The organism is Gordonia sp. 135 (assembly GCF_009720185.1).
Lineage (GTDB): Bacteria > Actinomycetota > Actinomycetes > Mycobacteriales > Mycobacteriaceae > Gordonia > Gordonia alkanivorans.
In genome coordinates, this window is sequence record NZ_CP046257.1 from 1,844,395 (window position 1) to 1,859,018 (window position 14,624).

The following is a 14,624-nucleotide window of genomic DNA, read 5'->3' on the forward strand; positions in this document are numbered from 1 at the left end:
GGCGTCGCAGAGCCGCGACCGCGATCGGCGAGGTCCGGTGTCACACCTGGGTTTCGGCGAGTCCGCGCTGGGCCGGGATGGCCAGCGCGACCACCGCGGCGATCACGCACGTGGCCAGCGCGATGCCCGCGGCCCACAGGTAGCCGTCGCCCGCCGGAACCGCGATCGTCGAACCGTCGGGGCCTGCGACGTCGATCATCGACCACGTCAGGAGCATGCCGACGACCGCCGATGCGGTCGAGGTGCCGATGATCCGCATCAAGGCGTTCACGCCGTTCGACTCGCCGGTCTGCTCGACGCTCACCGCCTGCATGACGAGAGCCGGCATCGCGGAGTAGGCGATGCCCAGGCCGGCGCCGATGCAGCAGGCGATGACCAGCATGTGAATCCAGGTCAGCGCCCAGGGGCCGGTCAGCCCGACGATGAAGACGACGTAGCCGACGCCGATGATGACGCCGCCCAGCGAGAGGGAGATCCGCGCGCCGAACATGGCGTTGATCCGTCCGCTGATGTGCGAGAACACGAACATCACCAGACCGCTCGGCGCGAGGATCAGGCTCGCATGAACCATGTCGTAACCGAAGCCGTTGGGGCTGTTGGTCGGCGCCATGAGCAACTGGATCGGGATGAGTTGCATCGCGTAGAAGGCGAAGCCGGTGGCGATCGAGGCCAGATTGGTGAGGAGAAGGGGACGCTCGCCGAGGATTCGCAGATCGATCAGTGGACTGGCACGACGGAGTTCGACGACTGCCCAGAGGCCGAGCAGCACGACGAACCCGGCGAAGCAACCGAGGGTGAGCGGGTTGCTCCAGCCCCACACCGCGCCCTTCGACAGCGGCAGCAGGAGGCAGATCAGCACGCAAGTGAGCCCGATCGCGCCGAGGAAGTCGAAGCGCCCGCCCGACGAGGGCGTGGTCGACGGGACGGTGAGAGCGACGCCCACCGCCGCGAGGGCCGAGGCCGCCGCACAGGACCAGAACAGGGCGTGCCAGCTGACATGCTGCGCGATCGCCGCGGCGAACGGCAGACCGAGTGCACCGCCGATGCCGAGGGAGGCGCTCATCGTGCCGACGGCCGAACCGAGGTAGCGCGCCGGGACGATGTCACGCATGACGCTGATCCCGAGCGCCACGATGCCGAACCCGAGGCCCTGAAGCCCGCGCCCGAGGATGAAGACCGGAAGTGACGTGGCGAGCGCGCAGGCGACGGAGCCGAGCGCGACGAACCCGAGGCTGCCGAGGATGGCGAGCCGTTTGCCGTACATGTCGCCGATACGACCGCCGATCGGGGTGGCGACGGCGCCCACCAGCAGGGTGATGGTGATGGCCCAGGTGGTGTTGGACGCGTCGGCCTTCAGCAGGGTCGGCAGCTGGGGGATCAGCGGGACGATGATCGTCTGCATCAGGGCGACGACGATGCCGGCCAGGCAGAGCACCGCGACGGCCGCACGGGGATGCGTGTGCTCGTCGGTCGCGGCCGGGGAGGTGTCGGGGTGCGGCTTCTCTTCGCCCTGCGATCCGTTGGTCGCGGTCCTGCTGGTCACTCGTTCATCCGGCCCGTCGTACTCATGTGTGGTTCACACCTCCGAACGGCCAGCGTATCCCGGCGCACTCCGAAGAGAACGTTTGCGTCCTCCCCGGGGCCGGGTGGAGCGGTCTCAGCGGGCGAGCAGATCCGCGCCGGACACCGGTTCGGGCCAGCGCGGCGTCACGCCGTCGCCGGAGGAGATGCCGCGCACCCGCCGCATCACCCACGGGCCGAGAAAGGTGCGCGCCCACTCGGCGTTCTGTCGACGCTGTTCGCGACGGGTCAGCTCGGCCGCGGCCTCGAGTTCGACGGGCGTGATGTCGTGCTCCATGCCGAGTAGGTCGAGGACCTCGGCGGCCATGCGGGTGTGGCCCAGGGGTGACATGTGCAGGCGGTCGGTGTCCCACATGCGGTAGTCGTCGTAGCCCTTGAGTCGCCAGTAGTCGAAGACGACGACGTCGTGCCGTTCGGCGACCTCGCGGAGCAGTTCGTTGTAGATGGCGATGCGGCCGCGCAGCGTGCGGAACACCGGGGCCCAGCCGGTGTCGTAGGCGGTGAAGACGACGACCGTGGCGCCGGTGGCGACCAGTTTGCCCAGCGCGGCGTCGTAGCGGGCGAGCAGCGCGTCGAGGTCGATCGACGGGCGCATGATGTCGTTGCCCCCGGCGTAGAGGGTGACGAGGTCGGGGTTCATCGCGACCGCCGCGTCGAGCTGCTCGGCGATCACGGCGTCGAGGAGACGGCCGCGGATCGCGAGGTTCGCGTAGCTGAAGTCCTCGGTCCGTGCGGCGAGCTGTTCGGCGACGCGATCGGCCCAGCCGCGCAGACCGTTGGGCCGGGTCGGGTCCGTGTCACCGACGCCCTCGGTGAACGAATCCCCGAGCGCGACGAAGCGTGTGAAGCCCACGGTGCTGACCCTCCTGGTCTGTCCTGACGAATCCGGATCGACGCTAGTTGTGGCGGGCCCGCCGGACCAAAGCCTGCGGCGTGGGTCACTGCCGCGCCGGGTCAGCAGCGCGACCCGGATTGCGGAAATCGGACCGATTAATTCGCAATCCGGATTTCTGCGCGAACGGATTTCGACAGAGCGATCGGTCGGTTTCCGGCCGTATTTCGCGCTGGTGATCTCTCACCTTGCCCACCTGTGGTGAGAGCGTTTCACAACTCCGGCGAAATCTGTTCCGGTTACCTTGTCCGGCAGTCTGTTTCAGCGCGGTTCGGGGAGGTCGTGGGTGGTGCTCGGGGTGGGTTGCGGCGTGAGTACGATCACGTGATGTACTTCATTGGTCCGTCGAGTGAACGGACCAGCGACAATTCGAAAAAAATGCCGCTGCGGGAGAAGAGGGAACACCCGATGTTCGACAAGGTTCTGGTTGCCAACCGAGGCGAGATCGCGATTCGTGCGTTCCGCGCCGCTTACGAGTTGGGGGCGCGCACGGTCGCGGTGTACCCGTATGAGGATCGCAACTCGGTCCATCGTCTGAAGGCTGACGAGTCGTATCAGATCGGTCTGCCGGGCCATCCGGTGCGGGCGTATCTGTCGGTGGAGGAAGTGGTGTCCGCAGCGGTGCGGTGTGGCGCCGATGCGATCTACCCCGGCTACGGTTTTCTGTCGGAGAACCCGGGGTTGGCGGCCGCCTGTGCCGAGGCGGGTATCACCTTCGTCGGGCCCAGTGCCGACATTCTGGAGATGACGGGTAACAAGGCCACCGCGGTGGCTGCGGCCAAGGCTGCGGGGATTCCCGTGCTGGCGAGTTCGGAGCCGTCGTCTGATCTCGACGAGTTGCTCGCCGCCGCCGAGGACATGCACTTCCCGGTCTTCGTGAAGGCCGTTGCCGGTGGTGGCGGACGCGGTATGCGTCGGGTCGACGACCGCGCCGATCTGGCCGAGGCGATCGCCGCGGCATCTCGTGAGGCGGAGTCGGCGTTCGGTGATGCGACGGTGTTCCTCGAGCAGGCCGTGGTCAACCCGCGCCACATCGAGGTGCAGATCCTCGCCGACACCCAGGGCAACGTCATCCACCTGTATGAGCGTGACTGCAGCCTGCAGCGTCGTCACCAGAAGGTGATCGAGCTCGCGCCGGCACCCAATCTGTCGGATGAGTTGCGGGAGAAGATCTGTGCCGACGCGGTGGCCTTCGCGCGCCACATCGGTTACACGTGCGCGGGCACCGTCGAGTTCCTCCTCGACGAGCAGGGACGCCATGTGTTCATCGAGATGAACCCGCGTATCCAGGTCGAGCACACCGTGACCGAGGAGATCACCGATGTCGACCTGGTGAGTTCGCAGTTGCGGATCGCGGCGGGGGAGTCCCTCGATGATCTCGGTCTGTCGCAGGACTCCATCCGTATCCGTGGTGCTGCGCTGCAGTGCCGCATCACCACCGAGGACCCGGCCAACGGCTTCCGCCCGGATGTGGGTCGGATCACCGCCTACCGAAGCCCGGGCGGCGCGGGTGTCCGCCTCGACGGTGGCGCCAACCTCGGTGCCGGGGTGAGCGGTCACTTCGACTCGATGCTGGTCAAATTGACCTGTCGCGGAAGGGATTTCCCAACCGCGGTGCGTCGTGCCCGGCGCGCGGTCGCGGAGTTCCGCATCCGCGGTGTGGCGACCAACATCCCGTTCCTGCAGGCCGTGCTCGATGATCCGGACTTCCGTGCCGGTCGGGTCACCACGTCGTTCATCGACGAGCGTCCGGGTCTGCTGACCCAGCGGTCGTCGGCTGACCGCGGTACCAAGATCCTGTCGTATCTGGCCGATGTGACGGTCAACAAGCCGCACGGGGAGCGGCCGACCACGGTGTATCCGCGGGACAAGCTGCCCACCGTCGAGCGCGCGGTGCTCGCGTCGCCGAAAGACGGTTCGCGGCAGCGTCTGCTGCAGTTGGGGCCGGAGGGATTCGCCCGTGATCTGCGGGAGAACCCGCGTCTGGGCATCACCGACACCACGTTCCGTGACGCGCACCAGTCGCTGCTGGCGACCCGCGTGCGTACCACCGGTCTGGTCAACGTCGCACCGTATGTCGCGGCGCTGACCCCGGAACTGCTGTCGGTGGAGTGCTGGGGTGGCGCGACCTACGATGTGGCGCTGCGCTTTTTGAAGGAAGATCCGTGGGATCGGTTGGCGCAGTTGCGTGAAGCGATGCCGAACATCTGTCTGCAGATGCTGCTGCGCGGCGCCAACACCGTGGGGTACACGCCGTACCCGACCAAGGTCACCACGGCCTTCGTCGAGGAGGCCACCGACGTCGGTATCGACATCTTCCGGATCTTCGACGCGCTCAACAACATCGACGCGATGCGCCCGGCGATCGACGCGGTGCGTGAGACGGGGACCGCGGTGGCCGAGGTGGCGATGAGCTACACAGGTGACCTGTCGTCGCCGTCGGAGGATCTGTACACCCTCGACTACTATCTGCGTCTGGCCGAGCAGATCGTCTCTGCCGGTGCGCATGTGCTGGCCATCAAGGACATGGCCGGTCTGTTGCGTGCGCCGGCGGCGACCAAGCTGGTCTCGGCGCTGCGCAAGAATTTCGACCTGCCGATCCATGTGCACACCCATGACACCCCGGGTGGTCAGCTGGCCACTTACATGGCTGCCTGGCAGGCCGGTGCGGACGCGGTGGACGGTGCGAGTGCCGCGCTGGCCGGTACGACCAGTCAGCCGCCGCTGTCGGCGATCGTCGCGGCGACCGCGAACACCGACCGCGACAGCGGAATCGACCTGGCCCGTGTCTGCGACCTCGAGCCGTACTGGGAGGCGCTGCGAAAGGTGTACGCGCCGTTCGAGTCCGGGCTCCCGGCCCCGACCGGTCGGGTGTACTCGCACGAGATCCCCGGCGGTCAGCTGTCGAACCTGCGTCAGCAGGCCATGTCGCTGGGATTGGGCAACCGCTTCGAGGCCGTCGAGCAGGCCTACGCCGCCGCCGACTCGATGCTGGGTCGTCTGGTCAAGGTGACACCGTCGTCGAAGGTCGTCGGTGACCTGGCGCTGGCGCTGGTGGGTCGCGGGATCACCGCGTCGGACTTCGCCGCCGACCCGGGCTCCTACGATATTCCCGATTCGGTGATCGGGTTCCTGCGTGGCGAACTCGGCGACCCGCCCGGTGGCTGGCCGGAGCCGCTGCGCAGCCTCGCGCTCGAGGGTCGGGCGCCGGCACCGGAGGTCAAGCAGCTGACCGCCGATGACGAGGCGCTCCTGGACAAGCCCGGCCGCGATCGCCAGGTGCGTCTCAATCACCTGCTGTTCCCCGGCCCCGCCAAGGAGTTCGAGGAGCACTACGAGACCTACGGTGACACCTCGCGGTTGTCGGCGAACCAGTTCTTCTACGGTCTGCGCTATGGCGAGGAGCATCGGGTCAACCTCGAGCCCGGGGTTGAGCTGATGATCGGTCTCGAGGCCATCAGCGAGCCCGACGAGAAGGGCATGCGCACCGTGATGTGCGTGCTCAACGGTCAGCTCCGTCCGATCGCGGTCCGCGACCACAGCATCGACTCCGCGGTCGCCAGCGCAGAGAAGGCCGACCGTGCCAACCCGAAGCACGTCGGGGCGCCGTTCGCCGGTGTCGTGTCCCTGTCGGTCGACGTGGGTGACGAGGTCGCCGTCGGCGCGACCATCGGCACCATCGAGGCGATGAAGATGGAGGCCGCCATCACCGCACCCGTCGGCGGCAAGGTCACGCGCGTCGCGATCGGCCCGGTCACCCAGGTGTCGCCGGGTGATCTGCTCATCGAGATCAGCTGACCTGCACCCCATCCGGGTTTCGCTCACCGGCTCCGTTCCCGCTCACCCGATTCGGGTGAGCGGGAACGGAACTCGTGAGCGGCAGCGCTTTCACACTGTGGAGTTGTCAAAGAACGAGGCGGTTTCGCGGCTGATGGTGTGTCAGGCGGCGTCGTCGAGTCGCATGGTGCGTCGGTTGTAGGCAGGTAGTGGCCGCCGTTGCGGGTCGATGTCGGCGGGCGGGATGAGCCAGGGGTGGCGGTCGAAGCCGATCATTATGTCCCACCCGTTGTGGTGGACCTGGGTGTGGCAGCGCTGGCACAGCAGGCAGCCGTTGTCGAGCTCGGTCTCACCGTCATCGCTCCAGTGCACGATGTGATGAACCTGGGTATGTGAGTGCGGCGCACCGCAACTGATGCAACATCTGTCCCGGATGATGATGGCTTTGCGGATGTGTGCCGGGAACAGGCGTCGTTCACGACCCATCTCCAGGGGCACGGTTTCGCCGTCGATGATGATCTCGGTGATCGTGCCGTCGCAGGAGAGTTTCTGCGCGGTGGCCTGGGTAACCGACCCGGTCCAAGGTAGGAAGGCGGGATCACCACCGTCGGCGGGGATGGTCAACAGGGTCTGGGTACGTGGTGCACCGATGCTGTCCAGGGATGCGCCTTGTGCTGCTTGGTCGAGGAGGAACTCGAGGGCGTCGACGCGTCGTTGATCGACGGAGCGGCGGTCGTCGGCGCCGTCGGGTTCGGGGCGTGGTGTAGCACGTTCGTCGATCATGGCGATGAACTTCTCGCCCACGGCCTGTGTCACGTTGGCATGAATCTCGACGCGGCTGTCGTCGGTGGTGTGGTGCGACAACGTGTCCAGAGACTTGTCGTCGGACGCGGGGATGCCGTCATCGTCGTCGGCGATGGCATTGCCGATCGTCCGAGCGTGCTTCTGCATCTCGGCGGGTGTGGCACCGGACAGAGCCTGGGTGAGGGTTCGGTTTCGTAGATCGTTCGATCGTGGTCGGAAAGTGCTGTGGGTGAGCGTTTCTGGATTGTGCTGAGTCCGCGCACGATGGCGTCGACGACTTCACCTGAGAGGCGCCCGTCGGCGGCGTAGGCCTCGACCTTGCCCAGGTTGCCGATGTTCTCGGCGATACGGGCAGCGCGTGTGGCGACGGCGGGCGGGAAACCCATCTCGATCAACAGTCTCCCGGTGGTGGAACCATGTCGCTCCGCCACTGTGAGATCGTCGAGATTGGCTGTGTGCGAGGTGAGTAGATGGTCCGCCGCGTTGCGGATCAGTCGAATCGTCTCGAGTTGGGCGAAAGTCTTTGCCCCGGTCGGGTCGTCGGCGGGTGGGGTGACCTCGATGAGTTGGTGGAGAATCTGGTCCAGCGGTGCCATGACTCCACTTTACGGGAACATACGTTCGATCGCTGTCACTTTTCGTGTGCACCAACGGTGCGAATCATCATGATTTGCAAGATATTTCGTATGGCGAACAGTCGGCGGATTTGTTGACGCGGCACCATTTCCTTCTCGCTCGTGATGTCCCACCAGCGCGAGAGGAAGAGGCGAGCGGTAAGGAAACGGTTACGCAGGAACGGAATTCGTGAGCGTCAGTCGACGATCGTGTCCGCCCGCGCGCGGGTCGTGGCGATGAGTTCCGCATTGGGTTCGTCGACGGCCTCGATCCAGGCGCGCGCCTCGGCGTCGGTTTTACCGGCGGCGATGTGCCGTTTCCGGAGCCGCTCGCGGCGGACCTCCGCGTCGGCGTCGACGTAGACCAGGCGGTCGAGGAGGGGGCGTACGTGGCGCCACCCGGGTTGGTCGAGGCCGAGGTAGTTGCCCTCGACGACCACGAGCCGCGCGGTGGCGGGCACGATGAGCGACGCTGCGATCGGTTCGCCGGTGGTGTGGTCGAAGTCGGGGACGTACACGGTTTCGCCGCCGTGGGCGATGCGTGCGAGTGTGGCAACGAATCCCGCGGCGTCGAAGGTGTCGTGCGCGCCCTTGCGGTCGCGGCGGCCGAGTCGCTCGAGTACCGCGTTCGACAGGTGGAAGCCGTCCATCGGGACGTATCCGACCGCGTCGGCGCACAGCGTGGTGGAGAACTCATGGACGAGGGTCCGGGCCAGCGTTGTCTTTCCTGCTCCCGGCGGGCCGGTGATGCCGACCATCACGCGGTCGGCGGTCTCGAGGAGCGCGGCGACGTCGGGGGCGGTCATCCGTGTTCAGCTACCGCGGTATGTCGAATACGCGAACGGGCTCAGCAGTACCGGGACGTGATAGTGGCGGTCGGCGTCATCGACCTCGAAGCAGATGTCGATCTCCGGGTAGAACGCCTTGATGCCGTTGTCGGCGAACCAGTTCCCGGTGTCGAAGACCAGGTGGTAGATGCCGGGGACAAGGGCCTCGGTGTTGACCTTGCCGATGCGTCCGTCCGAATCTGTGGTACCCGAAGCCAATTCGGTGCCCGATGCGTCCTGCAGCAACACCTCCACGCCGACGGCCGGGGAGCCCGACGTCGCGTCGAGGACATGGGTGGACAGACCGGTCATGCGGAGGCTCCCTCGTCGGTGTCTGGTGTCATCAGCATACGGATCAGACGGCTCCGGTTGATCTTCGCCAGCTCTCCCCGCAGCACGCGGCGTTCGGTCACGGGATCGTTGTCCATGCGTTCCTTGAGGATTCCGAGCAGCACATCGGCCGGCCGTCCGTTGGCGAAGACCAGGTAGACGTGGCCGAACTTGTCCTCGTACGACGCGTTGTACTTCTTCAGTTCCTCGATGACTGCCGCGTCTGCGCCGGACACCCCGGACTGTTCGCGGGCGGACGAGGCATTGTCCGGGCGGTCCCCGATCCGGGGATGCCCGGCGAGGGCCTGGTCGATATCGGTCTCGGTCAGCTCGACCAGGAGTTCGTCGGCGCGATCCAGCAGTTCTTGTGGATCGGCGAACGGCCGCTCCTCTGCGACGCGTCGTGCCCAGGTGGGCGAGCTGCAGCAGGCGAGGAGCCGCTCGACACATGCGTCGGCGGTCAGCACGTTGAAGCGGTCGAGCTGTCCTCGGTCGCCGGGGTCGAGGTCTTCGTCTGGGCGCACGCGTACAGCCTAGGAGGTCGGCGTCCGGACCGGCGGTCACCAGCGGCCCCGGGAATTGTGGAAGATGGAACAGTGACTGCGTCAGGTGAGGACAGCGAGATCGGTGAGGTTCTCGGTGTGGTGCTCGCCGCCGGTGCGGGTAGCCGGTACGGGATGCCCAAGATCCTTGCCCACGACGGCGTCTGGCTGAAGGCGTCGACGAACGCGCTGCGCGCCGGTGGGTGCGCGGACATCGCGGTCGCGATGGGGGCCGCAATCGTCGCGCCACCCGTCGGCGTCACCGCGCTCGTTGTCGACGACTGGGCTGACGGCCTCGGCGCGTCGGTATCGGCGGCGCTCGGCTGGGCTTCTCGCCGGCCCGGGGTGGGTGGCGTGGTGCTCACCGTGGTCGACACGCCCGATGTCGGACCCGAGGTGGTGCGTCGCATCGTCGACGCGTCCGGAGGGCGGCGCGGGGATCTGGTCCGTGCGGTCTTCGACGGCCGGCGGGGGCATCCGGTGTACATCGGCGCCGATCATCTCGGTCCGGCAGTCGAGGTCATCCACGGGGATGTCGGTGCGCAGCGGTATCTGCGAGATCACGAGGTGACTTGCGTCGAATGTGGCGACCTGGCCACGGGCCGGGACATCGACACCAGGGAATGAGCCGCCGCCTCCGGCGTGCCCATTTCGAGACCTTCTCGTCGCCGTTCCGGTGCACGGGGATCCGGCTTCTGCTGATCGTCCGTGCATAGGGTGCAGAGAAGAGCCCGCGTCGGTACAGCCAGAGCCGACGCAAAACCGGGCCCGTCGAAGACCATCACCGGCGAAGAAGGTGATCACGTGGCGCGAGGACACCGCCGTCGAATCGTCGCGCTGGTCGCCGCGCTGGCCGCGGGCCTCGGACTGGCCGCGTGCGCGGGATCGCCGGACCAGGCCGCGTCCGAGCGGCCCGCCGCCCAGGATGGCCACCTTCCGCCCGGCTTCGACACCACTTTCCGCTGGTCGTCCACGCCGGTGCTGGACCCGCAGTCCGATGAGGGGACCTTTGTCCGCGCCTACGTCGAGTCGTTCGAGATCGCCAACGCCGGGGCGTCGGTCGAATGGGGATACCCGGGGTTCGCCGAGGCCTCGCCGTCGAACATCGATCAGATGGTGACCGCCTACCCGTCCGAGGTCTCCGAGGCCCGACGTCAGGTCGGCACCGCGTTCTATACCGGGCTACGCCGCGTCGACGACGCCGACTGGACGCGAATCGTACTGTGCCGTCAGGGATACCGCTCGGTGGAACGCGACGGGACGTGGGTGGTCGGGTACGACACGTCCCGCCCCGTCGAGATCGACATCCGGCGCATCGGCGACCGGCCGCCGGCGGCTCCACAGGGTGGTCAGCGCACGCCGGAGACAGACGTGTTCGGCGCCTGGTACACCTCGCGGTACGACTTCTCCGCCCTGTATCCCACCCCGACGACCGACCAGAAAGCCTGCGCGGCAACGCGACAGGTGGGGATGCCGCATTGGCTTCCGGCCGAGGCCGACGAGCCGTGGCCGGTGTCGCCGGCGGTCCCGGGCTGGTCGACCTATCCGGGCGTCGGCTGAGTCAGAGGTCCGGTAGACCCTCCAGCAGGTCGTCGAGGTGCACGGGCAGGTCCCGGACGCGGACACCCGTCGCGTTGTGGACCGCGTTGACGACTGCCGCGGCACTGCCGACGATGCCGATCTCGCCGGCACCGCGCGATCCCATCGGCGTCGCATGTTCGTCGGGGTCGTCCAGCCAGATGGCGTCGACATCGGCGATGTCGGCATGGACGGGGACGTGGTACTCGGCGAGGTCCTGGGTGACGACATGCCCGAAGCGGGGGTCCCGGACGCTCTCCTCGAGCAGCGCCATCGAGATGCCGAACGTCATCCCACCGATGAGCTGGGATCGCACGGTGCGCGGATTGATGGCGCGTCCGATCGAGAACACCCCGAGCATACGGGGGATGCGGATCTCGCCGGTGTCGACGTCGACGCGGACCTCGACGAAGTGGGCGCCGAACGAGGCGATCCGGAACTTCTTCAGATCGGGGTTCTCGTCGGTCTTCGCGCTGACCTCGGCGCCGTCGGCCGGATCGTCGCCGAACCGGGTGCGGAATCGTTGTGCCGCGGTGACGATCGCCGAGCCCCACGACGAGGTGCCCGACGAGCCGCCCGCGACGGAGCCGCTCGGCAGGGAGCTGTCACCGATCTGGAGGTCGACCTGTTCCGGCTCGATCGCGAGCGCGTCGGCGGCGATGAGCGTCAGTGCCGTCCAGGCGCCGGTACCGATGTCGGTGGCCGCGATCCGCACAGCGTAACGGCCGTCCCGATAGGAGACGGAGGCCTCGTTGCCGGGGTTCACCATGTGCGGGTACGTCGACGACGCGACGCCGAATCCGACCAGCTGCCGCCCGTCGCGGTTCGTGCCGGGCTCGGCGCGGCGACGGTCCCAGCCGAACCGTTCGGCGCCCTCGCGGAGGCATCGGACGAGCTGGCGAGACGACCACGGCTTCCCGCTCTCCGGGTCGTCGGCGGGTTCGTTGCGGATCCGCAGCTCGATCGGATCGAGTCCGACGGCGTGGGCGAGTTCGTCCATCGCGACCTCACCGGCGAACATCCCGGGCGCTTCGCCGGGGGCGCGGAACCAGAACGGCGGCGGGACGTCGAGGGGGACCACGTGGTGATCGGTGCGCCGATTGTGGGCGGCGTACATCATCCGTGACGAGACGGCGGCCTGCTCGGCGAACTCCTTCGCATGAGCGGAGTGCGCGTGTGCCTCGTGGATCAATGCGGTGATGTTGCCGTCGCCGTCCGCGGCGATGCGCAGCCGGGCACGCGTCGGCGCACGATGGCCGACGTAGGCGAACATGTGCTGGCGCGTCACCGCGAACTTCACGGCCCGGCCGGGCACCCGCATCGCGGCCATGGCGGCCAGCACGTCGTGCGAATGAGGGGAACCCTTGGACCCGAACCCGCCCCCGACATGCGGCGCGATCACCCGCATCTGTGCGGGTTCGAGTCCAAGGACGGGCGCCAACGCGGAGACCACGCCCTGCGTCGACTGCGTCGAGTCGTACAGGGTGAGGAGCTTCTCGTCGGGCGCCCACGTCGCGACCACGGTGTGTGGTTCCATCGGGTTGTTGTGCTCTTCCGGCGTGGAGTACCACTCGTCGACCACCACCGAACCGGACGGAGGGTCGTCGAGGATCCGGTCGGGTTCGCCGCTCTCGGAGGTGGGTTCGAAGCCGCCGTTCACCTTCTCCGGCCGGTACCGATTGGGATGGTCGGCGCGGAACTCGGTGTCATGGGGTGCCTCGTCGTAGGACACGGTCACCGAAGCTGCTGCCTCCCGGGCGATTTCGGGAGATTCGGCGACCACAGCGCCGATGAGTTGACCGCGGTAGGCGACCTCCGGCGTCTGCAGGATGGTGAGATCGCCGTCGGAGGTGTCGGCCAGCCGGGGTGCATTGTCGATGGTGAGGACCGCGACGACACCTTCGGTCGATTCCGCTGCGGCGGTGTCCATCGAGGTCACCCGGCCGCGGGCGACGGTCGCGGTGATCGGCCACAGGTAGGTTGCGTCGGTGAGGTGTTCGTATGCGTACGGCGCTGTACCGCGGACCTTTTCGACGCCGTCGATCCGCGCATGGCCGATGGGGGCGGGCGACGATCCGACGACGCTCATCGGGTCAGCTCCTCGAGGACGGCGCTGAGGGTGCGACGGACGAGTGGGATCTTGAACTCGTTCCCGTCCAGGGGCCGGGCGTCGGCGAGTTCGGCATCGGCTGCCTCGGTGAACAACTCGCGCGACGGTTGCCGCCCGCGGAGGACGGCTTCGGCGCGTTCGGCGCGCCAGGGTTTGTGCGCGACGCCGCCCAGGGCGATCCGCGCCTCGCCGATGGTGGCCCCGTCGGTCGTGTCCCCGTCCATGGTGACCTCCGCGCCGACCGAGACCAGTGCGAAGGCATACGACGCCCGGTCGCGGACCTTGCGGTAGGTCGACACCGATCCGGGCGGCGGTGCGGGGAGGTCGATCGCGACGATCACCTCGTGTGGGTCGAGAACCGTGTCGCGGTCGGGATGTTCGCCCGGGTGGCGGTACAGCGCGCGCACGTCGAGATCGCGTTCGCCGTCCGGACCCTGCACCACGATCCGCGCGTCCAATGCGGTGAGCGCGACAGCCATGTCCGACGGGTGGGTGGCCACGCACGTGTTCGGGGCGTCGGCGTCGGGAGTGCCGAGGATCGCGTGGTGGCGGGTGTAACCGCCGATCGCCGAGCAGCCGCTGCCGGGCGAGCGCTTGTTGCACGGCGTCGTGACGTCCTGGAAGTAGACGCATCGGGTCCGCTGCAGCAGGTTTCCGGCGTTGGTCGCCAGGTTGCGCAGCTGCGGCGATGCTCCCGCGAGCAGAGCGCGGGCGAGGATCGGGTAGTGGCGTCGAACCAGGGGATGAGCGGCGGTGTCGGCATTGCGGGCCGTTGCGCCGAGACGCAGGGAGCCGTCGGGGTTCTCGCTGATCTGATCCAGGGGGAGTCGCGAGATGTCCACGAGTGCAGGCGGGTTGGCGACGCCGAGCTTCATGTGGTCGACGAGGTTCGTGCCGCCGGCGAGCAGCTTCGCGCCGGGATGGTCGCGGAGATAGTCGACAGCTCCGGCCACGTCGTCGGCACGTTGGTAGGTGAAGGGGATCATCCTTCCGCCGCCTGCCGGATCGCCGCGACGATGTTGGGGTAGGCCGCGCAGCGACACAGGTTGCCGCTCATCCGCTCCCGGATCTCGTCGTCGCTGAGGGCCTCGTCCGCCGCGTCGGGATCGAGGTCGTCGGTGGCGTGACTGGGGTGGCCGTTCTTCGCCTCGTCGAGCATGCCGACGGCCGAGCACACCTGGCCGGGTGTGCAGTACCCGCACTGGAAGGCGTCCTGGTCGATGAACGCCTGCTGGAGGGGATGGAGATCGCCGGGTTCGGCGAGTCCTTCCGCGGTGACGATCTCGGAGCCCTCGTAGCTGACCGCGAACGACAGGCAGCTGATGATGCGCCGGCCGTCGACGAGGACCGTGCATGAGCCGCACTGGCCGTGGTCGCATCCCTTCTTGGGCGAGAAGATGCCGAGGCGGTCACGTAGACCGTCCAGGAGGGTGGTGCGGGTGTCGACGACGACGTCGTGTGCCACACCGTTGACCGAGAGAGAAACCCTGGTTTCCACAGGGCGCGGATACCCGGCGACGCGAAGCCCAAACCAATCCCACGGGTCTCTATTCGTCTGGAACAATCGGC

The 14,624-nt window shown here is 67.6% G+C and carries 11 protein-coding genes and 1 pseudogene; 3 read left to right on the top strand and 9 right to left on the bottom strand.

The window, feature by feature from the left end:
• Positions 1 to 40: 40 nt before the first annotated feature.
• Both GKZ92_RS08465 and GKZ92_RS08470 read right to left on the bottom strand, forming a co-directional pair.
• Positions 41 to 1,543, bottom strand: coding sequence for an MFS transporter (locus tag GKZ92_RS08465; RefSeq protein ID WP_035750668.1), 1,503 nt, complete (start codon positions 1,541 to 1,543; stop codon positions 41 to 43).
• A gap of 114 nt (positions 1,544 to 1,657) precedes the next feature.
• Positions 1,658 to 2,434: an SGNH/GDSL hydrolase family protein gene (locus tag GKZ92_RS08470; protein WP_035750670.1), complete on the bottom strand. Its 777-nt coding sequence runs from the start codon at positions 2,432 to 2,434 to the stop codon at positions 1,658 to 1,660.
• A gap of 447 nt (positions 2,435 to 2,881) precedes the next feature.
• Between GKZ92_RS08470 and GKZ92_RS08475 the strand changes: the two genes are divergently transcribed.
• The gene (locus GKZ92_RS08475; RefSeq protein ID WP_155225169.1) at positions 2,882 to 6,271 is read left to right on the top strand and encodes a pyruvate carboxylase; all 3,390 of its coding nucleotides are present in this window, start codon (positions 2,882 to 2,884) and stop codon (positions 6,269 to 6,271) included.
• A gap of 141 nt (positions 6,272 to 6,412) precedes the next feature.
• Here the strand turns inward: GKZ92_RS08475 and GKZ92_RS08480 are convergent.
• The 4 genes and pseudogenes from GKZ92_RS08480 to uraD all read right to left on the bottom strand — a co-directional run bounded on the left by GKZ92_RS08480 (position 6,413) and on the right by uraD (position 9,349).
• Positions 6,413 to 7,650: pseudogene (locus GKZ92_RS08480) on the bottom strand (DUF222 domain-containing protein).
• A gap of 215 nt (positions 7,651 to 7,865) precedes the next feature.
• The gene (locus GKZ92_RS08485) at positions 7,866 to 8,474 is read right to left on the bottom strand and encodes a nucleoside/nucleotide kinase family protein (protein ID WP_006359237.1); all 609 of its coding nucleotides are present in this window, start codon (positions 8,472 to 8,474) and stop codon (positions 7,866 to 7,868) included.
• 6 nt (positions 8,475 to 8,480) lie between these two features.
• Complete coding sequence (gene uraH, locus GKZ92_RS08490; protein ID WP_035750676.1) at positions 8,481 to 8,807, bottom strand: hydroxyisourate hydrolase; 327 nt, start codon at positions 8,805 to 8,807, stop codon at positions 8,481 to 8,483.
• Positions 8,804 to 9,349 (bottom strand): 2-oxo-4-hydroxy-4-carboxy-5-ureidoimidazoline decarboxylase, encoded by a 546-nt coding sequence (uraD, locus tag GKZ92_RS08495; RefSeq protein WP_035750679.1) that lies wholly within the window; start codon positions 9,347 to 9,349, stop codon positions 8,804 to 8,806. Before uraD ends, uraH begins: the two co-directional genes overlap by 4 nt.
• A gap of 72 nt (positions 9,350 to 9,421) precedes the next feature.
• On the opposite strand from uraD, the gene GKZ92_RS08500 reads away from it, so the two are divergent.
• On the top strand, positions 9,422 to 9,994 hold the full coding sequence (locus GKZ92_RS08500; RefSeq protein ID WP_006359240.1) for a nucleotidyltransferase family protein: 573 nt from the start codon (positions 9,422 to 9,424) through the stop codon (positions 9,992 to 9,994).
• A gap of 210 nt (positions 9,995 to 10,204) precedes the next feature.
• A complete protein-coding gene (locus GKZ92_RS08505) occupies positions 10,205 to 10,927 on the top strand; it encodes a hypothetical protein (RefSeq protein ID WP_035750907.1) in 723 nt (240 codons plus the stop codon).
• Between the two features lies 1 nt (position 10,928).
• Here the strand turns inward: GKZ92_RS08505 and GKZ92_RS08510 are convergent, their stop codons facing one another.
• Genes GKZ92_RS08510 through GKZ92_RS08520 form a run of 3 tightly spaced genes read right to left on the bottom strand, consistent with a single transcriptional unit; the run spans position 10,929 to position 14,553 of the window.
• The gene (locus GKZ92_RS08510; RefSeq protein ID WP_155225170.1) at positions 10,929 to 13,034 is read right to left on the bottom strand and encodes a xanthine dehydrogenase family protein molybdopterin-binding subunit; all 2,106 of its coding nucleotides are present in this window, start codon (positions 13,032 to 13,034) and stop codon (positions 10,929 to 10,931) included.
• Positions 13,031 to 14,041, bottom strand: coding sequence for an FAD binding domain-containing protein (locus GKZ92_RS08515; protein ID WP_155225171.1), 1,011 nt, complete (start codon positions 14,039 to 14,041; stop codon positions 13,031 to 13,033). The genes GKZ92_RS08510 and GKZ92_RS08515 overlap by 4 nt, the downstream gene beginning before the upstream one ends.
• Positions 14,038 to 14,553, bottom strand: a complete 516-nt coding sequence (locus GKZ92_RS08520) for a (2Fe-2S)-binding protein (RefSeq protein WP_155225172.1) — start codon at positions 14,551 to 14,553, stop codon at positions 14,038 to 14,040. The genes GKZ92_RS08515 and GKZ92_RS08520 overlap by 4 nt, the downstream gene beginning before the upstream one ends.
• Positions 14,554 to 14,624: the final 71 nt, after the last annotated feature.

What these genes read in the sequence shown, in the direction of transcription:
- GKZ92_RS08475 (WP_155225169.1), top strand. Translation starts at nt 2,882, where the DNA reads ATGTTCGACAAGGTTCTGGTTGCCAACCGAGGCGAGATCGCGATTCGT.
- GKZ92_RS08510 (WP_155225170.1), bottom strand. Translation starts at nt 13,034, where the DNA reads ATGAGCGTCGTCGGATCGTCGCCCGCCCCCATCGGCCATGCGCGGATC.
- uraH (WP_035750676.1), bottom strand. Translation starts at nt 8,807, where the DNA reads ATGACCGGTCTGTCCACCCATGTCCTCGACGCGACGTCGGGCTCCCCG.
- GKZ92_RS08515 (WP_155225171.1), bottom strand. Translation starts at nt 14,041, where the DNA reads ATGATCCCCTTCACCTACCAACGTGCCGACGACGTGGCCGGAGCTGTC.
- GKZ92_RS08485 (WP_006359237.1), bottom strand. Translation starts at nt 8,474, where the DNA reads ATGACCGCCCCCGACGTCGCCGCGCTCCTCGAGACCGCCGACCGCGTG.